The organism is Streptomyces sp. G7(2002) (assembly GCF_028870195.1).
Taxonomy (GTDB): domain Bacteria; phylum Actinomycetota; class Actinomycetes; order Streptomycetales; family Streptomycetaceae; genus Streptomyces; species Streptomyces nigrescens.
The window spans coordinates 3,951,411-3,970,001 of record NZ_CP102609.1 but is presented as its reverse complement, the minus strand read 5'-3'; the positions used below and the strand labels follow the sequence as shown (position 1 = coordinate 3,970,001).

14 protein-coding genes are annotated in these 18,591 nt (G+C 71.2%); 10 read left to right on the top strand and 4 right to left on the bottom strand.

Annotation, left to right across the window (positions count from 1 at the left end; translation table 11 throughout):
- Positions 1–3: 3 nt before the first annotated feature.
- Entirely contained in the window at positions 4–1,599 is a 1,596-nt protein-coding gene (locus NUT86_RS16405; RefSeq protein WP_274735989.1) for a DUF7544 domain-containing protein, read from the bottom strand.
- A 152-nt stretch (positions 1,600–1,751) separates the two neighbouring features.
- Between NUT86_RS16405 and mtnA the strand changes: the two genes are divergently transcribed.
- The 7 genes from mtnA (at position 1,752) to NUT86_RS16370 (ending at position 10,479) form a co-directional block, all read left to right on the top strand.
- A complete protein-coding gene (mtnA, locus tag NUT86_RS16400; protein ID WP_274735987.1) occupies positions 1,752–2,921 on the top strand; it encodes an S-methyl-5-thioribose-1-phosphate isomerase in 1,170 nt (389 codons plus the stop codon).
- Positions 2,918–3,595 (top strand): two-component system response regulator MtrA, encoded by a 678-nt coding sequence (mtrA, locus tag NUT86_RS16395; protein ID WP_006605255.1) that lies wholly within the window; start codon positions 2,918–2,920, stop codon positions 3,593–3,595. The genes mtnA and mtrA overlap by 4 nt, the downstream gene beginning before the upstream one ends.
- Before the next feature lie 64 nt (positions 3,596–3,659).
- The gene (gene mtrB, locus NUT86_RS16390) at positions 3,660–5,711 is read left to right on the top strand and encodes an MtrAB system histidine kinase MtrB (protein WP_229838176.1); all 2,052 of its coding nucleotides are present in this window, start codon (positions 3,660–3,662) and stop codon (positions 5,709–5,711) included.
- Positions 5,701–7,584: an LpqB family beta-propeller domain-containing protein gene (locus tag NUT86_RS16385; protein WP_274735983.1), complete on the top strand. Its 1,884-nt coding sequence runs from the start codon at positions 5,701–5,703 to the stop codon at positions 7,582–7,584. The genes mtrB and NUT86_RS16385 overlap by 11 nt, the downstream gene beginning before the upstream one ends.
- A 191-nt stretch (positions 7,585–7,775) precedes the next feature.
- Positions 7,776–8,504 carry a ComF family protein gene (locus NUT86_RS16380; protein WP_274735981.1) on the top strand — a complete coding sequence of 243 codons (729 nt, stop codon included), beginning with the start codon at positions 7,776–7,778 and terminating at the stop codon, positions 8,502–8,504.
- A 293-nt stretch (positions 8,505–8,797) separates the two neighbouring features.
- The gene (gene hpf / locus NUT86_RS16375; RefSeq protein ID WP_018093531.1) at positions 8,798–9,484 is read left to right on the top strand and encodes a ribosome hibernation-promoting factor, HPF/YfiA family; all 687 of its coding nucleotides are present in this window, start codon (positions 8,798–8,800) and stop codon (positions 9,482–9,484) included.
- A gap of 233 nt (positions 9,485–9,717) precedes the next feature.
- A complete protein-coding gene (locus NUT86_RS16370) occupies positions 9,718–10,479 on the top strand; it encodes a response regulator (protein WP_018093532.1) in 762 nt (253 codons plus the stop codon).
- A gap of 102 nt (positions 10,480–10,581) precedes the next feature.
- Here NUT86_RS16370 and NUT86_RS16365 read toward each other — a convergent pair whose 3' ends face one another.
- Together NUT86_RS16365 and NUT86_RS16360 are read right to left on the bottom strand one after the other, a co-directional pair.
- Positions 10,582–11,808: a winged helix-turn-helix domain-containing protein gene (locus tag NUT86_RS16365; protein ID WP_026170346.1), complete on the bottom strand. Its 1,227-nt coding sequence runs from the start codon at positions 11,806–11,808 to the stop codon at positions 10,582–10,584.
- A gap of 254 nt (positions 11,809–12,062) precedes the next feature.
- Positions 12,063–12,686, bottom strand: coding sequence for a GNAT family N-acetyltransferase (locus NUT86_RS16360; RefSeq protein WP_274735978.1), 624 nt, complete (start codon positions 12,684–12,686; stop codon positions 12,063–12,065).
- A 250-nt stretch (positions 12,687–12,936) separates the two neighbouring features.
- Here NUT86_RS16360 and secA point away from each other — a divergent pair, with 250 nt between their 5' ends.
- Entirely contained in the window at positions 12,937–15,768 is a 2,832-nt protein-coding gene (gene secA / locus NUT86_RS16355; protein WP_018093535.1) for a preprotein translocase subunit SecA, read from the top strand.
- Between the two features lie 95 nt (positions 15,769–15,863).
- On the opposite strand, the gene NUT86_RS16350 is transcribed toward secA, so the two are convergent.
- Positions 15,864–16,661, bottom strand: coding sequence for an Rv3235 family protein (locus tag NUT86_RS16350; RefSeq protein ID WP_274735976.1), 798 nt, complete (start codon positions 16,659–16,661; stop codon positions 15,864–15,866).
- 296 nt (positions 16,662–16,957) lie between these two features.
- Between NUT86_RS16350 and NUT86_RS16345 the strand changes: the two genes are divergently transcribed.
- Together NUT86_RS16345 and NUT86_RS16340 are read left to right on the top strand one after the other, a co-directional pair.
- On the top strand, positions 16,958–17,464 hold the full coding sequence (locus NUT86_RS16345) for a DUF6912 family protein (RefSeq protein ID WP_127151206.1): 507 nt from the start codon (positions 16,958–16,960) through the stop codon (positions 17,462–17,464).
- Positions 17,465–17,554: 90 nt separating this feature from the next.
- The gene (locus NUT86_RS16340) at positions 17,555–18,217 is read left to right on the top strand and encodes an HAD family hydrolase (protein WP_026170347.1); all 663 of its coding nucleotides are present in this window, start codon (positions 17,555–17,557) and stop codon (positions 18,215–18,217) included.
- The last annotated feature ends 374 nt before the right edge of the window (positions 18,218–18,591 follow it).

Genomic DNA, 18,591 nt, shown 5'->3' with positions numbered 1-18,591 from the left:
GCATCAGCTTCCCGGTGTGGCGTTGCCGGGGTGCTGCCCGGGGCCGTCGGCGGGGGTGGACTTGGCCGGGGCTTCCGGGGCGGCCGTGGGCGCGGCGCCTGGGTCGGTGGCGTCGGCGTTGGTGCCGCCCGTCTTGGGGCCGTCTGCCTCGGTGTTGTCCGTGGCGTGGCTGTCGGCCGGCGTCCCGTCTGCAGGCGTGCCGGCAGCGGCCGGTGCGGCCGCTGTTGTTGGGGCGTGGCCCTGGACCGGGCCCGTGGCTGCGGGAGCGGAGGGCGCCGAGTGCGCGGTGGGGGCGTCGGCGCCGTAGCCGGGGAGGCCTGCGGCGCGGGCGAGTTCGAGGTCGAGTGCCTCGCGGCGGATGCGCTGGTCCATGTACAGGAGCGCGGTGACGCTGGCGCTGATCGGGAAGGTGATGGTGGAGCTGATGACGGCTCCGACGCCCAGCACGATCAGGAACGACCAGCCGGTGGAGCTGCTGGTGCCGTTCGCCCAGTCCATGAGGTTCTCGCCACCGATGAGGAAGGCGACGAGGGTGGCAGGGATCTGGATGATGAACTCGACGATGCCGATCAGGAGGTAGGTGAGGAGCTGTGCGCCCAGCACTCGCCACCAGGCGCCCCGTACGAGCTTCGCGGAGCGGCGCATCGCGGCGATGACGCCCTGCTTCTCCAGCATCAGCGCGGGGGAGGCGAGGCTGTAGCGGACCCACAGCCAGATGGTCACGACGGTGGTGGCCATCCCGCCGAACAGGGTGAGGAGCAGTCCGGCCTTCGGCATGCCCGTGGCGACGAGGATGATGCCGGGCCCCACACCGACCGCGACGATGGCCGTGATGAGCAGGGGGAGCAGTACCAGCAGGCCGAGCAGGCGCGGGAGCTGGGGACGCGCATCGCGCCAGGCTTCCCCGGCTGTCACCGAGCGGCCCAGGACGGCCCGGCTCACGACCATGGTGAGCAGCCCCGTGGCGATGATGGTGGCGAGCAGCCCGATCACGGAGGTGATGCCGGTGGCGGCGAGCGAATTGCCCACCTCACGCATGGTCTCGCGGAGCGGCGGGATGTTTTCGCTCGACAGCGAGGGGGCGCGGTCGGCGCCCTGGAACCACAGACCGGTGACTACGGTGATGGCGGTCTGCGAGATCACCGCGACGATCAGCGAGATGCCGAGGACGGTGCGCCAATGGGCGCGCATGGTGGTGACCGCGCCGTCGAGTATCTCGCCGACGGCGAGGGGGCGCAGCGGGATGACGCCGGGCTTGGCGGCCTGTGGCGTCGGGGCCCAGGCGCCGCCCCAGGGGGGCTGATTGCCGGGGCCCGGAGCACCGCCCCAGCCGGGTCCGCCGTAGCCGGGCGATGTGGCACGGGTGCGGTCGCCGGCCGTGCTCTGGTCAGGCCCGCCATGCGGGCCGCGGCTCTGACCGGGGATACCGGCGGGGGCCGACCACTGGCCGGCGGGTGGCTGTTCCTTGGACCAGTTCGGTGGGGACGACTGCCCGGCGGGGCCGGTCTGGTCTGCCTGGGTGGGCTGCTCCTGGGTGCCGCGGGCCGGCTCGTCGGAGGGAGTGGATCCGGGCGAGGCCCAGCCCGGAGAGTTGTTCATCGTCGCTCCTTCTTGCTGCCCGTCCGCCGGGGCGGCGGGGGTCCGGGGTCCGCGGTGGCAGTCATCGTGTCATGGCCACCGGCGTTGTGTACCGGTGCCCGGAGGACGAGGGGACCTTCTGTTCGAGGGCCGGTCGGCGGCAGACTGAAGGAATGGGCGATCAGTACGAGGTATCTGAGGTGGGCGCCGGGGCGCTCACGATTCCGTCGTTGCGCTGGGAGGAGCCGCCCGAGGGGCCCGTATTGGTCCTCCTTGATCAGACGCGGCTGCCCGCGGAGGAGGTCGAGCTGGTCTGCACGGACGTTCCGGCGCTGGTGCAGGCGATCCGGACACTGGCCGTGCGCGGGGCGCCGCTGCTGGGCATCGCGGGCGCGTACGGCGTCGCGCTGGCCGCGGCACGCGGCTTTGACGTGGAGGAGGCGGTGGAGGCGCTGGCACAGGCCCGGCCGACCGCGGTCAATCTGGGGTACGGGGTACAGCGGGCGGCTGTCGCGTACCGCGCGGCGTTCGGCGAGGACGGTGCTCAGGCCGCCGCCGCTGCGGCGCTGGCCGAGGCGCGGGCCGTGCACGCCGAGGACATCGAGGCCAGTGCCCGGATGGCGGAGCACGGGCTGGCGCTGCTGGGCGAGCTGCTGCCGGGTGGCGGTCACCGGATACTCACGCACTGCAATACGGGTGCCCTGGTGTCCGGGGGCGAGGGCACCGCCCTGGCGGTGGCGCTGGCGGCGCACCGGGCCGGTGAGCTGCGCCGGCTGTGGGTGGACGAGACGCGGCCGCTGTTGCAGGGGGCGCGACTGACCGCCTACGAGGCGGCGCGGGCGGGTATGGCGTACACGGTGCTCTCGGACGGGGCGGCGGGATCGCTGTTCGCCGGGGGCGAGGTGGATGCGGTGCTGATCGGCGCTGACCGGATCGCGGCGGACGGGTCGGTGGCCAACAAGGTCGGCAGCTATCCGCTGGCGGTGCTGGCGCGCTACCACCACGTTCCGTTCGTGGTGGTGGCACCGACCAGCACGGTGGATCTGGAGACCGAGGAGGGGGCGGATATCGAAGTGGAGCAGCGTCCGGGCCAGGAAGTGACGGAGTTCTCGTTGCCGTTTGCGCAGGGGCCCGGGGCGGAGGCCGGCACCGGCATACCAGTGGCGCCGCTGGGCGCACAGGCCTACAACCCGGCCTTCGACGTCACTCCGCCGGAGCTGGTGACGGCGATCGTCACGGAGGCCGGAGTGGTGTCTCCGGTGACCCGGGACGGGCTGGCAGAGGTGTGTTCCACGTCACGATGGAGTAAGTCACGATCAGGTAATGGGATGATGGCCGAATGAAGGGACGCGTCCTGGTCGTCGACGACGACACCGCACTGGCAGAGATGCTCGGCATCGTGCTGCGTGGCGAAGGTTTTGAACCGTCGTTCGTGTCGGACGGTGACAAGGCCCTTGCCGCCTTCCGCGAGACGAAGCCCGATCTTGTGCTGCTCGACCTGATGCTGCCCGGACGGGACGGCATCGAGGTCTGCCGGCTGATCCGGGCCGAGTCCGGGGTGCCGATCGTCATGCTGACCGCCAAGAGCGACACGGTGGATGTGGTGGTCGGGCTCGAGTCGGGCGCGGACGACTACATCGTCAAGCCGTTCAAGCCCAAGGAGCTGGTGGCACGGATCCGGGCGCGGCTGCGGCGTTCGGAGGAGCCCACGCCCGAGCAGCTGGCGATCGGTGACCTGGTCATCGATGTGGCGGGCCACTCGGTGAAGCGGGACGGGCAGTCGATCGCGCTGACCCCGCTGGAGTTCGATCTGCTGGTGGCGCTGGCGCGCAAGCCGTGGCAGGTGTTCACGCGTGAGGTGCTGCTCGAGCAGGTCTGGGGCTATCGGCACGCCGCCGACACCCGGCTGGTCAATGTCCATGTGCAGCGGCTGCGCTCCAAGGTCGAGAGGGACCCTGAGCGGCCGGAGATCGTGGTGACCGTGCGCGGGGTCGGCTACAAGGCCGGGCCCAGCTGAGATGATCCGGGACGGTTCGGCCCCGGAGGGAAAGCGGGGGCGCACCGTCGGCCCGGCGGGTGATATGTCCTTTTCGGGCAGGTTGTCTGCTTGGTTGCTGCGTGGCGGGCAGCTGCTGCCCGACGGCGCGGTGAGCGGACCGGTCCACCCCCTACTGCGGCTCTTCAGCCGCTGGGTGCGGCGGCCGCTGCTGCCCGCCCTGCGGCTGTGGCGGCGCAATATCCAGCTGCGCGTGGTGGCGACCACGCTGCTGATGTCGCTCGCCGTGGTGCTGCTGCTCGGTGTCGTGGTCGTCGGGCAGGTCCGTAACGGCCTGCTCACGGCCAAGGCCCAGGCCGCGCAGAGTCAGGCCGTGGGCGGCTTCAGCGTCGCTCAGAAGATGGCTGACGGCGCCGACGACACCCGGCCCGATGAAGGCGCCCGCACAGGAAACCGCGGCACCCAGGACTCCGCGACCTGGCTGACCGGCCTGGTGGAACAGCTCGCCAGTGGTGGCCAGGGCGTCTTCTCCGTCGTGGCGCTCAGTTCCGACTCGGACGAACCGTTCGGCGACTCCAGTCCCGGCACCCGCGGGCCGCGCGCCTCGGGCGATGTCGATCCCGAGCGGAGCGTGCCCGCCGATCTGCGGCGGAAGCTGGACACCAAATCCGGGACGTTCCGCCAGTACACCCAGATCAAGCGCATCGGGTCGGACGACGGCGTGTCGGCGCTCATCATCGGCAAGCGTCTCAACGATGCAAACAGCAACCAGTACCAGCTCTACTACCTCTTCCCGTTCACCCAGGAAGAGGAGTCGCTCAAGCTGGTGACGGGGACCCTCGCGACCGCGGGGGTGTTCGTCGTGATCCTGCTCGGCGCGATCGCCTGGCTGGTGGTCCGGCAGGTCGTCACGCCCGTACGGATGGCCGCGGGGATCTCCGAGCGGCTGGCCGCCGGCCTGCTCCAGGAGCGGATGAAGGTCACCGGCGAGGACGACATCGCCCGGCTCGGTGAGTCCTTCAACAAGATGGCGCAGAACCTCCAGGTCAAGATCCAGCAGCTGGAGGAGCTGTCCCGGATGCAGCGCCGCTTCGTCTCCGACGTCTCGCACGAGCTGCGTACGCCGCTGACGACCGTACGGATGGCTGCCGATGTCATCCATGACGCGCGGGACGAGTTCGATCCCGCCACCGCGCGCTCCGCCGAGCTGCTGCGCGGCCAGCTCGACCGCTTCGAATCACTGCTCGCTGAGCTGCTGGAGATCAGCCGGTTCGACGCCGGCGCCGCCGCGCTGGAGGCCGAGCCGGTCGACCTGCGCGACGTGGTGCACCGCGTCATCGAGGGGGCCGAGCCGCTCGCCGACCGCAAGGGCACCCGGATCGTGGTGCGCGGCGCCGAGCAGCCCGTCATCGCCGAGGCCGACCCCCGCCGGGTGGAGCGGGTGCTGCGCAATCTCGTCGTCAACGCCGTCGAGCACGGTGAGGGCCGCGATGTCGTGGTGCGGCTGGCATCCGCGGGCGGCCGCAGCGGCGGCGCGGTGGCCGTCGCGGTGCGTGACTACGGCGTCGGCCTCAAGCCCGGCGAGGCCACCCGGGTCTTCAACCGTTTCTGGCGCGCGGACCCGGCCCGGGCCCGTACGACCGGCGGTACCGGACTCGGCCTGTCCATCGCCGTCGAGGACGCCCGGCTGCACGGCGGCTGGCTGCAGGCCTGGGGCGAGCCGGGCGGCGGCTCGCAGTTCCGGCTGACGCTGCCGCGTACGGCCGGTGAGACCCTGCGTGGGTCCCCGATACCCCTGGAGCCGGAGGACTCGCGGCGCCACCGCGGACTGGACGAGACGGGACAGCCGCGTACCGGATCGGGCCACAAGGCGTCCACGATCCCGGTGCAGACGCGCGCCGCACAGGCGGGCGACTCGGCCTCCCCCGTACCGGAGCCGAAGGTGGCCCGTCCGGAGGCCGATCCGACGGCGCTGCCCGGCAGCGGCGCCCGTGTGGTGCCGCAGAGTGGGGGCGCACGGAGCGAAGCGGCGGCGCGCGGCGAAAGCGCGCGCATCGACGAGCCGGTCCACGAGGGCGGGGCCGAGCAGGAAGCCGGACAGGGCGTGGAGCGGGAAGGCGGGCTGCGTGGACACTGAGCGCGGAGGCGAGCACGGGGAGAGGGCCGGGTCCCGTCCCCGCGCCCGCAGGGGAGCCGGGCCGGCGCGGAAGTTTCTGCTGCTCGGTTGTGCGGCGGCGCTGCTGGCGGGCTGCGCGTCGATGCCGGACGGCGGGGAGGTCACCTCGGTCGACCAGTCGCCGCGCTCCGAAGGCGAGTCGCAGGTGCGGGTCTACGGCGTACCGCCGCAGGACGGTGCGCAGCCCATCAACATCGTGCGCAGCTTCCTCGACGCGACGACCAGCGACGAGGCGGATTTCCGTACGGCCACCCAGTATCTGGCCAAGTCGGCGAAGCGGACCTGGCGGCCGTTCCAGGCCACCAATGTGCTCCAGGAGCGCCCGAAGGCCGAGCCGAAGCTGCAGCCCAACCGTGAGGACGCCAACGCCCTCACGGTCACGCTCTCCGGCAGCCAGGTGGCAACGGTGGACGACAGTCACGCCTACACCCCGGAGGAGAAGCCGTACCACCGGACGATCCACCTCATCAAGGAGGGGGGACAGTGGCGTATCGACCGGCTGCCCAACGGGCTGGTGCTCGGGCTGTCCGACTTCCAGCGCATCTACCGCTCGGTCAACAAGTACTACTTCGCGTCCTACAACTCGGAGTCGCAGGAGCCCAAGGCGAACCGGAACGCGCTCGTCGCGGACCCGGTCTATCTGCGGCAGCGGATAAAGCCGATCACCGCCAGTGTGGAGGCGTTGCTGTCCGGGCCCACCGACTGGCTTAACCAGGTGACGACTTCGGCGTTCCCGTCCGGCACCCGGCTCGCCGCGAGTGATCTGGCGCTGGACGACTCCAACGCGCTGCACGTCAGGCTCAGCAAGCAGGCGGTGAGTACGGACACCGCGCAGTGCAAGCGGATGGCGGCTCAGCTCTTCTTCACCGTCCAGGACATGACACGGGCTTCGAAGGTCAGCGAGGTCGAGCTCCAGGACGACAGCGACAACTCGCTGTGTGCGCTGTCCCAGGAGCAGGCCGAGCGCGACTTCGCCCCGTCCCCGGGCACCGGGCGCGCCGCCGATGAGTACTTCATCGACGCCGACCACAAGGTCGTCGCCATGTCGGACTCCGCGACCGAACCGACGCCGGTCCGCGGGCCGTTCGGAACGGGCCATACCCCGCTGCGTTCGATCGCCATCTCGCGCGGGGAGGACACCGCGGCCGGGGTGTCGGGCGACGGCCGGTCGCTGTATGTGGCCGCCATGGAGGACGACATCAAACGTGGCGAGCCGCTGCTGACCAGCAACGGCCCGGCCAAGGGTGCCGACAGCGGGCTGACCGCGCCGAGCTGGGACGGCCTGGGCGATCTGTGGATCGCGGACCGCGATGCGCACAGCTCGCGGCTGCTGCGGATGCGCGAGGGCAAGGGCGACCCCGAAGAGGTGTCGGTGCCCGGCCTCAACGGGCGGCGGATCAAGGCGATCAAGGTCGCCGCGGACGGGATCCGGATCGCGATCCTGGTGGAGGACAAGGGGCGTACGACGCTCCAGCTCGGCCGGGTCGAGCGGGGCGGAAGTTCGGCGCACCCGGTGCTGTCGGTGCAGGAACTGCGGCCGATCGCCCCGCAGTTGGAGGATGTGGTGGCTGCGTCCTGGGCGGGCGGCAGCCGGCTGGTGGTGGTCGGACGGGAGTCCGGCGGTGTGCAGCAGATGCAGTTCATGGAGACCGACGGTTCGGCGTCCAATGCGCAGACGCTGCCCGGCGTCAACGGCGTCAAGGCGGTGGCCGCCTCGGAGGACGAGACCAGGCCGCTGATCGCCGACGCCACGGAGGGCATCGTGCGGCTGCCACTGGACTCGAACTGGAAGACCGTGGCGAAGGACGGGACGGCGCCGGTCTATCCCGGGTGACGGGTGAGAGGTGACGCGGTGGCGGCGCGGGCACCGGCACGAGGCTGACGACGCCCGCCGCCCCGTCCGGGGCCGGGGAGGCGGCGGGCCCCGCCGCCTGCCGCGATGTCCCGTGCGGCTGATCCGTCTGTCCGCGGCCGCGGTTATCCACAGGGGTGGTGGCCGGGCGGGAACGGCGGGACAGTGGAGTCATGCAGGGGGTGTGGCGCGAACTGGCCGGTCTTGTGCTGCCGGTCGACTGTGCGGGGTGTGGTCGGCCGCGTACGGAGCTGTGTGCCGGATGCCGTCGGGTGCTCGCGCGGGACGGGCGCGGGGCGCGGCGGGTGCGGCCGTGGCCGGAACCTGGGGGGCTGCCCCGGGTGTGGGCGGGGGCGCCGTATGCCGACGAGGTGCGGGCGGTGCTGCTGGCCCACAAGGAGCGGGGTGCCCTGCGGCTGGCCGGGCCGCTGGGGGCGGTGCTGGCCGGGGCCGTGCGGGGGCTGCGGGCCGGCGGCGGGCCGCTGCTGCTGGTGCCCGTGCCGTCGGCACGAAGATCGGTGGCGGGGCGCGGGCATGATCCGGTGCGCAGGATCGCGCTGGCGGCGGCCGGGGAGCTGCGGCGGACGGGGACGGGTGCCCGGGTGCTCACGGTGCTGCGGCAGCGGCGTGTGGTGGCCGACCAGGCGGGGCTGAGCGCCCGGCAGCGGCTGGCGAACGTCACCGGTGCACTGGAGGTGCGGGCCGGGGCCGGGAGGCTGCTGACGGGCCGGGCAGCGGTACTGGTGGACGATCTGGTGACGACGGGAGCCACACTGGCCGAGGCGGCCCGGGCGGTCACGGCGGCCGGCGGGCGGGTGGCCGGAGCCGCGGTGGTGGCGGCGCCTAGCAGTGCTTTCGAGAGCGACGGCGCACGAATAGAGGCATTACCACGTGGCAAGTAGTTGAGGAGGAAAAGTCACCCAAATGGAGCCGACGGCTCCGAGGGGGTGCCGACATCCGTCCGGGAGAGCTATGTTCGGTTGTGAGGACTTGGCGGGTGTTTTGCCTCGAATGTCGCGATGCGTGCGATCAGGGGTGTTTGCAGCGACCCTGAAAACGGGGGAGTGGAGAGCTGGTCGTCGGGGGAGGAGGAGGTGAAAGTCGCCAAGTCCGAGGCTTCGGCAACCACCGGAGCCTGGTGCAAGAAGGAATTGCTCCGCTTGATGAGCGGAGCGATCCGGGAACGGAGTTCTGCGTGGACATCGTCGTCAAGGGCCGCAAGACCGAGGTGCCCGAGCGGTTCCGCAAGCACGTGGCCGAGAAGCTGAAGCTGGACAAAGTCCAGAAGCTCGACGCCAAGGTGATCAGCCTGGACGTCGAGGTGTCCAAGGAGCCCAACCCGCGGCAGGCCGACCGTTCCGACCGAGTGGAGATCACCCTCCGCTCCCGTGGCCCGGTGGTCCGGGCCGAGGCGGCCGCAGCCGACCCGTACGCCGCGCTGGATCTGGCAACCGCCAAGCTCGAGGCGCGTCTGCGGAAGCAGCACGACAAGCGCTACTCGCGTCGCGGCAACGGCCGCATTCCGGCGAGTGAAGTCGCTGTCACCGTGCCCGACGCCGCAAGCCTGAACACCAACGGCGAACTCGCCGCCGAGGCCGAGCAGAAGGTGCCGACCACCAGGATGGGGTCGATCGACGTCCAGGGTGAGGGACCCCTGATCGTCCGCGAGAAGACCCACTCGGCCGCGCCGATGCTGCTCGACCAGGCGCTCAACGAGATGGAGTTGGTGGGACACGACTTCTATCTCTTCGTCGACGCCGACACCAAGCTTCCGAGTGTCGTCTACCGGCGGCACGCATACGACTACGGAGTCATCCACTTGAACCCCGACTTGTTCGGGGAGGAGGAGCCCGGCGGCGCAGGCGGCGCGCTGGGCGGCTGAACCCCACCCGCTCGGTGCCCCCGGCGTACGCCGGGGGCACCATCGTGCCCGGAGAGAGCAGGAGTTGAAGCCGTATAGTGTTTGTGCCGGCCAGGGAGTATGTGGACACGAATCGGCGACGAGCCGGGGAGACGGTCGTATGACATTGATCGGGCCGGCAGCAGAGGGCTGTTGTCAACCAGCCTTATATCCAAGCTCTGGCCTCTCGGCCGAGTAGTTGACGGGGAGGATCCATGGGGGACAGTTTCGGGCCCGTGCACGACGACGCGGATGATGACCACAGCGGTGCCGGGAGTGATGACGGGGCCGGCCGGGCCGTAAGCGTGCCGCGCAAGGAGCCGATCCGGGTCCTGGTCGTGGATGATCACGCGCTCTTCCGGCGGGGCCTGGAGATCGTTCTGGCCCAGGAGGAGGACATCCAGGTCGTCGGCGAGGCGGGGGACGGCGCGGAGGCGGTCGACAAGGCCGCGGATCTGCTGCCCGACATCGTGCTGATGGACGTACGGATGCCCAAGCGCGGCGGAATCGAGGCGTGTACCTCCATCAAGGAGGTGGCCCCCAGCGCAAAGATCATCATGCTCACGATCAGCGACGAAGAGGCCGATCTCTACGACGCGATCAAGGCCGGCGCCACCGGTTACCTCCTCAAGGAGATCTCCACCGACGAGGTGGCGACCGCGATCCGCGCCGTGGCCGACGGCCAGTCGCAGATCAGCCCGTCGATGGCGTCCAAGCTCCTGACGGAGTTCAAGTCGATGATCCAGCGCACCGACGAGCGCAGGCTGGTGCCCGCGCCCCGGCTCACCGACCGTGAGCTGGAGGTCCTCAAGCTGGTCGCCACGGGCATGAACAACCGCGATATCGCCAAGGAACTCTTCATCTCCGAGAACACGGTGAAGAACCACGTCCGCAACATCCTGGAGAAGCTGCAGCTGCACTCCCGGATGGAGGCGGTGGTGTACGCGATGCGGGAGAAGATCCTCGAGATCCGGTGAGCGGGCCGGCCGGGGTGAGCGATCCGGCGCCGGTGGCCGGCCTTCCGGTGTGCCGGGTGGCCGGGGGCGGTGTGCGCCCCCGGAGCCGTCGGCCAATGGGTTCTAGTCACTCATGTGGGTGAGTTCCGAGCGCAGGGCGTCGGCCAGTTTCCGGTCGTCACAGCGTTCGACGCGTACGGAGTCGCAGCCGACCCAGGTCGCGGCTTCCCGGAGGGCCTGGGCCATGGGGGCCACAGCCTTGGGGCCCTGCATCGAGACCTGGCGGGCGACGAGGGTGGTGCCCTCGCGGGCCGGGTCCACCCGGCCCACCAGGCGGCCGCCCGCCAGCAGAGGCATCGCGAAATAGCCGTGTATCCGCTTGGGGCGCGGGACGTACGCCTCCAGGCGGTGGGTGAATCCGAAGATCCGTTCCGTGCGCGGCCGGTCCCAGATCAGGGAGTCGAAGGGCGAGAGCAGGGTCGTACGGTGCCGGCCGCGGGGCGGGGCGGCCAGTGCGGCGGGGTCGGCCCAGGCGGGCTTTCCCCAGCCCTCGACCTCGACCGGGACCAGCCCGGAGTCCGCGACGACGGCGTCGACCTGCTCGGCCTTGAGGCGGTGGTAGTCCGCCAGGTCGGCACGGGTGGCGACGCCCATGGCGGCCCCGGCCTGGGCGACCAGACGGCGGAGGCACTCGGCGTCGTCCAGGTCGTCATGGAGCAGGGCATCCGGGACGGCGCGCTCGGCGAGGTCGTAGACGCGCTTCCAGGCGCGGCGTTGTGTACAGACCACCTGGCCGGTGTCGAGCAGCCACTCCACCGCGATCTTGGTCTCGGACCAGTCCCACCACTCCCCGCCTTTCCGGCCGCCGCCCAGGTCGGAGGTGGTCAGCGGGCCGTCGGCCGTGAGCCGGTCCAGGACGGCGGCGCAGGAGCGCTCGGAGTCCTCCATGACATGCCAGCGGTGGCCCCTGGCCCGCCAGGCGCGGCGGCGGAAGGCGAAGTGCGGCCACTCCTCGATGGGCAGGATGCAGGCGGCGTGCGACCAGTACTCGAAGCTGTGGGGCCGGGCCGCGGGCGCGCCGGAAGGAGCCGTGGCCCAGTAGGCGGCCTCGACGGCGGGGCGGCCGACGGCGCCGAGACGGGCGTACGGCACCAGCTCATGGGAGCGGGCCAGCACCGAGATCGTGTCGAGCTGCACCGCGCCCAGATGCCGCAGCACGCCGCGCACCCCCGCCCGGCGGTCCGGGGCGCCGAGCAGGCCCTGGGCCCGCAGCGCGATACGCCGGGCATCGTCGCGGGACAGGCCGGTCACGGGTGGTGGGAGAGCTGTTGGCTGCGTCACGGCGGTCATGCGGGAAAGCGTAGGGGCGGGCACTGACAATGCCCCCGGGCCCGTAATCACCGCTGGTGGGAACGGTGGCCGGGTCCAGCCGGACCGGGAGCGGCGGGGGCGCGGCACGTCCGTGCGGCACCGCCTGTGCGGCACCGCCTGTGCGGCACCGCCTGTGCGGCGCGGCCTGTGCGGCACCGCCCGTGCGGCCGGAGCGGCGGGTACTCACCCGGGTACGTGCGGCGGGTACTCACCCCGGGTACGTACGACGGTACTCACCCGGGGTACGGCAGATACGGCGTCGCGTCGGGCGCGGCCGGGCCGTCGGAGCCGGACGGGCCGGGCTCCTCGGGCAGGTCGGACGGGAGCAGGGAGCCGATCCAGATGTCCCGGCGGGTGCCCTCGCGCACCAGCTTGGCGCGCAGGGTGCCCTCCATCCGGAAGCCGAGTTTGCGGGCGACGGCCCGGGAGCCCTCGTTGCCGGCCTCCGCGTGCCACTCCATGCGCTCCACGCCCAGATCGCGGAACGCCCAGCCCAGCACCGCGCGGGCCGCCTCGACGGTGTATCCCCGGCCGCGCTGCTCCTTGGCGGCCCAGTAGCCCAGCTCGGCCTGCCGCTCGGGCGTGTGCAGCCGGGCCAGACTTACCAGACCCATCGCGCCGGCAAGGGCGCCGTCCGCCCGGGTGACGACGGCGAAGTGGTACGCGGTGTCATTGCGCCAGCTCTCGGGAACGGCCGTGCCGACGAACTGCTCCGCGTCCGCTACCCCGTAGGGTGAGGGGACGTTCGTCCAGCGCGGGATATCGGGCTCCTGGCACGCGGCGTGCACCGCGGGCGCGTCGGAGGGTTCGAAAGGACGCAGCACGAGGCGCTCGGTGGTGAGGGTGACGGGCTTCATGACGTGAGTCTGCAAGCTCGCGCACACCACGGCGAAGGGTTTTCGGCGTGATTCCGGTGCCTGCCCGGCACCTTCTCGTGGCGTCGTGCGTTCACGTGAGGAGGGGACAGCGGGGTTCGCTGCGGCGTACCTCCCGGCCCGGCGGCGTCCTCCTTTACGATGGCCGTTGCGGCGGGGCCTGCCCCCTTGGAAAAATGCCGCGCCCGCGCACTCGACCGTGCAGGCCCGACCGGCAAGGAGACCAGCCCAAGTGTCCGTCTTGACGAAGATCATGCGTGCAGGCGAAGGAAAAATCCTGCGCAGACTGCACCGCATCGCGGGCCAGGTCAACTCCATCGAGGAGGATTTCGCGGCCCTCTCCGACGCTGAGCTGCGGGCGCTCACCGACGAGTACAAGCAGCGCTACGCCGACGGTGAGAGCCTCGACGACCTGCTGCCCGAGGCGTTCGCGACCGTCCGTGAGGCCGCCAAGCGCGTGCTCGGCCAGCGGCACTACGACGTCCAGCTGATGGGTGGCGCGGCCCTTCACATGGGCTACGTCGCCGAGATGAAGACCGGTGAGGGCAAGACCCTGGTCGGTACCCTCCCGACGTATCTGAACGCGCTGTCCGGCAAGGGCGTCCATCTGATCACGGTCAACGACTACCTGGCCGAGCGCGACTCCGAGATGATGGGCCGGGTCCACAAGTTCCTGGGCCTGACCGTCGGTTGCATCCTCGCCGACATGACGCCGGCCCAGCGCCGCGAGCAGTACAACTGCGACATCACCTACGGCACGAACAACGAGTTCGGCTTCGACTACCTGCGTGACAACATGGCCTGGTCGCAGGACGAACTCGTCCAGCGGGGCCACAACTTCGCGGTCGTCGACGAGGTCGACTCGATCCTCGTCGACGAGGCCCGTACGCCGCTGATCATCTCCGGCCCGGCGGACTCGGCCACCAAGTGGTACGGCGACTTCGCCAAGTTGGTGCAGCGCCTGAAGCGGGGCGAGGCCGCCAATCCGCAGCGCGGCATCGAGGAGACCGGCGACTACGACGTCGACGAGAAGAAGCGCACCGTCGGCATCCATGAGTCCGGTGTCAGCAAGGTCGAGGACTGGCTGGGCATCGACAACCTGTACGAGTCGGTGAACACCCCGCTCGTCGGTTACCTCAACAACGCGATCAAGGCCAAGGAGCTCTTCAAGAACGACAAGGACTACGTCGTCATCGACGGCGAAGTCATGATCGTTGACGAGCACACCGGCCGTATCCTCGCCGGCCGCCGCTACAACGAGGGCATGCACCAGGCCATCGAGGCGAAGGAAGGGGTGGAGATCAAGGACGAGAACCAGACGCTTGCCACGATCACCCTGCAGAACTTCTTCCGTCTCTACGACAAGCTCTCCGGCATGACCGGTACGGCCATGACCGAGGCCGCCGAGTTCCACCAGATCTACAAGCTCGGTGTCGTCCCGATCCCGACCAACCGCCCGATGGTCCGGGTGGACCAGGCGGACCTGATCTACCGCACCGAGCCCGCGAAGTTCGACGCGGTCGTCGAGGACATCGTCGAGAAGCACGGCAAGGGCCAGCCGATCCTGGTCGGCACGACCTCCGTGGAGAAGTCCGAGTACCTCTCCCAGCAGCTCAACAAGCGCGGTGTGCCGCACGAGGTCCTCAACGCCAAGCAGCACGACCGGGAAGCGCCGATCATCGCCCAGGCCGGCCGCAAGGGCGCCGTCACCGTCGCCACGAACATGGCCGGCCGTGGTACGGACATCAAGCTCGGCGGCAACCCCGACGACCTCGCCGAGGCGGAGCTGCGCCAGCGCGGGCTGGACCCGGTCGAGCACGTCGAGGAGTGGGCGGCCGCGCTGCCCGCCGCTCTGGAGCGCGCCGAGGCCGCGGTCAAGACGGAGTTCGAGGAGGTCAAGGACCTCGGCGGGCTCTACGTCCTGGGCACCGAGCGGCATGAGTCGCGGCGGATCGACAACCAGCTGCGCGGCCGCTCCGGCCGTCAGGGTGACCCCGGCGAGTCGCGGTTCTACCTGTCCCTCGGTGACGACCTGATGCGGCTGTTCAAGGCGCAGATGGTGGAGCGGGTCATGGCGATGGCCAATGTCCCCGACGACGTCCCGATCGAGAACAAGATGGTGACCCGGGCGATCGCCTCCGCCCAGTCGCAGGTCGAGCAGCAGAACTTCGAGACGCGTAAGAACGTCCTGAAGTACGACGAGGTGCTCAACCGCCAGCGCGAGGTCATCTACGGCGAGCGCCGCCGCGTCCTGAAGGGCGAGGATCTGCAGGAGCAGATCAAGCACTTCATGGACGACACCATCGACGCCTACATCCACGCGGAGACCGTCGAGGGCTTCGCCGAGGAGTGGGACCTGGACCGCCTGTGGGGTGCGTTCAAGCAGCTCTACCCGGTCAAGGTGACCATCGAGGAGCTGGAGGACGAGGCCGGCGACCGCGCGGGCATCACCGCCGACTTCATCGCCGAGGCCGTCAAGGACGACATCCACGAGCAGTACGCCGCCCGTGAGGAGCAGCTCAGCTCGGATGTGATGCGTGAGCTGGAGCGCCGGGTCGTGCTGTCCGTCCTGGACCGCAAGTGGCGTGAGCACCTCTACGAGATGGACTACCTCCAGGAGGGCATCGGCCTGCGGGCGATGGCCCAGAAGGACCCGCTGGTCGAGTACCAGCGCGAGGGCTTCGACATGTTCACCGCGATGATGGAGGGCATCAAGGAGGAGTCCGTCGGCTACCTGTTCAACCTGGAGGTCCAGGTCGAGCAGCAGGTCGAGGAGGTCCCGGTGCAGGAAGCGGTGGAGCCGGCCTCGCTGGACAAGGGCGTCGCCGAGGGCGTGCCCGCCGCCGCGGTGCGCCCGGAGATCCACGCCAAGGGCCTGGAGGCGCCGCAGCGTCCGGACCGGCTGCACTTCACCGCCCCCAAGGTGGACGGCGACGGCAGCGTCATCGAGGGCGACTTCATCAGCGACGAGGAGGCCGGGCCGGCCCGTTCCGAGGCGGACGGTCTGACCCGTGCCGAGCGGCGCAAGGCCCAGAAGAGCGCCGGGCGCCGCCGCAAGAAGTGAGGGAACGCTGACGCGGCTCGGGCACGGGATGCCGGAGCCGCGGCGCGGAGGGCGCCCCGGCCGGACAGCGGCCGGGGCGCCCTTGTGTGTGCCGGTCATGAGGCCGGGCACCGGAGGGCCGGGGCCGGACCGATGTCGAGGGCGGCGCACCGCCAGCGGGAGTCGGCGCCCAGCTCCAGCCGGAAGGCCAGGGCTCGCAGCCGTTCCCCCGCCGTGATCCTGGCGAAGGCCTCGATGACGCCGCGGCACGGACGGCACAGCCCGCAGTCGCGCACGGTGGGGGCCGGGCCGCGCCGTCCGGGGCCCGTGACGGGCCGCAGCGGCGCCTGCGGGGCGAGCTCCGCCAGCCGGTCGTAGGCGGCGGGCAGCGCATGCCCCAGCAGGGCGTGTACGGGGCGCTGCCCGCTGAGCGCGAGCACCAGCTGCTGCGCGAACCAGTGATGCGGCCGGCTCTCGTGGGCCCGGCGCCGCGCCTCGACGGTCGGCAAGGGGGCACCGGCCGGGCTGACGGGGGTGCCGGTGCGGATCCTGCGGCTCTCGGCGGCGGCGGCCGCGGCGGGGCGGGCCAGGCGTGGAGCGGTCCGGGCGGTGCCGCGGCCGGGAGAGCCGGGGCCCCGGCCGCCGGAGCCGGGACCACGGTTGCCCGGGCCGCTCCGGCCAGACGACCCGGGGCCGCTGCCGGCCGGGCCGAGCGGGCGGCGGTCGGCGGGGGACCGTCGCGGCCGGGGCATGGCCGGGGCCGCCGGGACCGGGGCGCCGGCGGGGCGGCTGCGCGGGCCGCGGCCCGCCCCGGTGTCGTCGGGTGCCTCGGGTACAGCAGGCGCGGCGGGTCGTGTGGTGCGCCCGGTGGCGGTGGGTGTGGTGGGTGCCGTGCTGTGGTCGGTGCCGGTCATGCTGGTGATCGCCCCCGTGGTGCTGGGCCCGTGAATTACTGGGCGGTAGCTTTTTGTGGTGGGGATCTTCTATCGGCGGGATCGGGACGGCAGCAAGGCGCGAATGGACCGGAACCGGGGGTGCGAAGAGTTCACCCGTCCGTGTCGCGGGCCCGGGACGAGGCCTCGGGAGCGGGGTGGCGGAGCAGGCCCGGGCGGGCGGCGCGGGGGACTCCGGGGCGGCACGATGGGGGACGCCCGCCCGTATGCTGGCGGGACAATCGTCGAGTCGAGTGAATCGAGCGGAAGCGGCTGCCATGCGCGTCTATGTTCCCCTGACCCTTTCCGGTCTCGCAGAGGCGCACAAGAACGGTGAGCTGGGCCCCGGCCCCCTCGGCGCGTACGCCGTCACGCCGGCGCTGCGCGAGTGGTACGTCTCGGACGACATCGAGGAGCTGGAGTACGCGGCACTCGGCCGCGCCGCCCAGGCGTCCCTGCGGCTGCTCGCCGGGCACCCCGAGGCCGCGCGGCGGCGGGTCGTGGTGGCCGTGGACGTGCCCGACGGCGCCGCGGTGGCCGACCCGGACCGCGGGCTGGACCAGTCGGCGCTGGGCGAGGTGCGGGTCGCCGGGCCCGTGCTGCTGTCGAAGGCGGCGGCGGTGCATGTGGACGCCGCGGACGCGGAGGCGGACATCGCGGCGGCCGCGGCGGCGCTCGGCGCGGCGGACCAGGGCGATGACGACGCGCAGTTCACCGTGGACGGCGCGGAGGACCACGATCTGATGTGGTTCGGGGTGCAGGAGATCCCGCAGCTGATCGGCTGAGCGGCGGGGCGCCCGTCCGGCCGCGTTGTCGGTGGGGGCGGGTACTTTTTCTTCATGGGGAAGCGCACGGGCACCGATCTGGGGGACCGCATGGGGAAGCACGCGACACACATCGTCTGGGACTGGAACGGCACGCTGTTCCATGACATCGACGCCGTCATCGGGGCGACGAACTCCGCCTTCGCGGAGATCGGGCTGGAGCCGATCACCCTGGAGACGTACCGGGAGCTGTACTGCGTGCCCGTGCCGCGGTTCTACGAGCGGCTGATGGGGCGGATGCCGACGGAGGCGGAGTGGCTGGTGATGGACGAGGCGTTCCACCGCCACTACAGCACGCACCGTCTGGGCTGTGAGCTCGCCGAGGGTGTGCATGCGCTGCTGGAGGGGTGGCAGTCGGCCGGGCGCAGTCAGTCGATCCTGAGCATGTACGGCCACGACGAGCTGATACCGATCGTGCGCGACTTCGGGATCGAGTCGCGGTTCGTGCGGGTGGACGGCAGGACCGGGCCGTCCGGGGGCACCAAGAGCGCGCACATGGTGCGGCACCTGGCGGCGATGGAGAGCGTGGATCCGGCCCGTACGGTCGTGATCGGTGACGCCGTGGACGATGCGGTGGCGGCGCAGGACGCGGGTGCGTATGCGGTGCTCTACACCGGCGGATCGCACAGCCGCGGGAGCCTGGAGACCGCCGGGGTGCCGGTGGTGGACACGCTCGCCGAGGCGGTCGGGCTGGCGGGAGAGATCACCTTCTAGGCGGATCTGCCCCGGGGCCGTTCCGCGCCTCCTGGGCACGGGTGTCCCACGCGCCGCACCTGCGCCGGTCCGCCGGGCATCCGGCCGCCGTGGCGGCAGGCACACGCCACCCCGGCGTTTCGTTGTCCAGAAGGTCTAAGTTCGGGCCGAGGTTTTGTTCCCCCACGGCCCATGACGGCACCCATGTGGGGAGCGATAGCCTTGCACCGTGATCAGCGCGATAACCCGCGGGGGCATCGAGGCCCCTGCCGTGCGCCCGGGGCACCACCGTGACCGGGCGGTCGCTGGTCTTTGCGGCCACCCATCCATGTCGGCATTGTCAAAGATTGTCGATAACGGCACGGCCTTCTCTCATCGCGGCATAGCGTCGACAG

What these genes read in the sequence shown, in the direction of transcription:
- NUT86_RS16405 (WP_274735989.1), bottom strand. Translation starts at nt 1,599, where the DNA reads ATGAACAACTCTCCGGGCTGGGCCTCGCCCGGATCCACTCCCTCCGAC.
- mtnA (WP_274735987.1), top strand. Translation starts at nt 1,752, where the DNA reads ATGGGCGATCAGTACGAGGTATCTGAGGTGGGCGCCGGGGCGCTCACG.
- mtrA (WP_006605255.1), top strand. Translation starts at nt 2,918, where the DNA reads ATGAAGGGACGCGTCCTGGTCGTCGACGACGACACCGCACTGGCAGAG.
- mtrB (WP_229838176.1), top strand. Translation starts at nt 3,660, where the DNA reads ATGTCCTTTTCGGGCAGGTTGTCTGCTTGGTTGCTGCGTGGCGGGCAG.
- NUT86_RS16380 (WP_274735981.1), top strand. Translation starts at nt 7,776, where the DNA reads ATGCAGGGGGTGTGGCGCGAACTGGCCGGTCTTGTGCTGCCGGTCGAC.
- NUT86_RS16370 (WP_018093532.1), top strand. Translation starts at nt 9,718, where the DNA reads ATGGGGGACAGTTTCGGGCCCGTGCACGACGACGCGGATGATGACCAC.
- NUT86_RS16365 (WP_026170346.1), bottom strand. Translation starts at nt 11,808, where the DNA reads ATGACCGCCGTGACGCAGCCAACAGCTCTCCCACCACCCGTGACCGGC.
- NUT86_RS16360 (WP_274735978.1), bottom strand. Translation starts at nt 12,686, where the DNA reads ATGAAGCCCGTCACCCTCACCACCGAGCGCCTCGTGCTGCGTCCTTTC.
- NUT86_RS16350 (WP_274735976.1), bottom strand. Translation starts at nt 16,661, where the DNA reads ATGACCGGCACCGACCACAGCACGGCACCCACCACACCCACCGCCACC.
- NUT86_RS16345 (WP_127151206.1), top strand. Translation starts at nt 16,958, where the DNA reads ATGCGCGTCTATGTTCCCCTGACCCTTTCCGGTCTCGCAGAGGCGCAC.
- NUT86_RS16340 (WP_026170347.1), top strand. Translation starts at nt 17,555, where the DNA reads ATGGGGAAGCACGCGACACACATCGTCTGGGACTGGAACGGCACGCTG.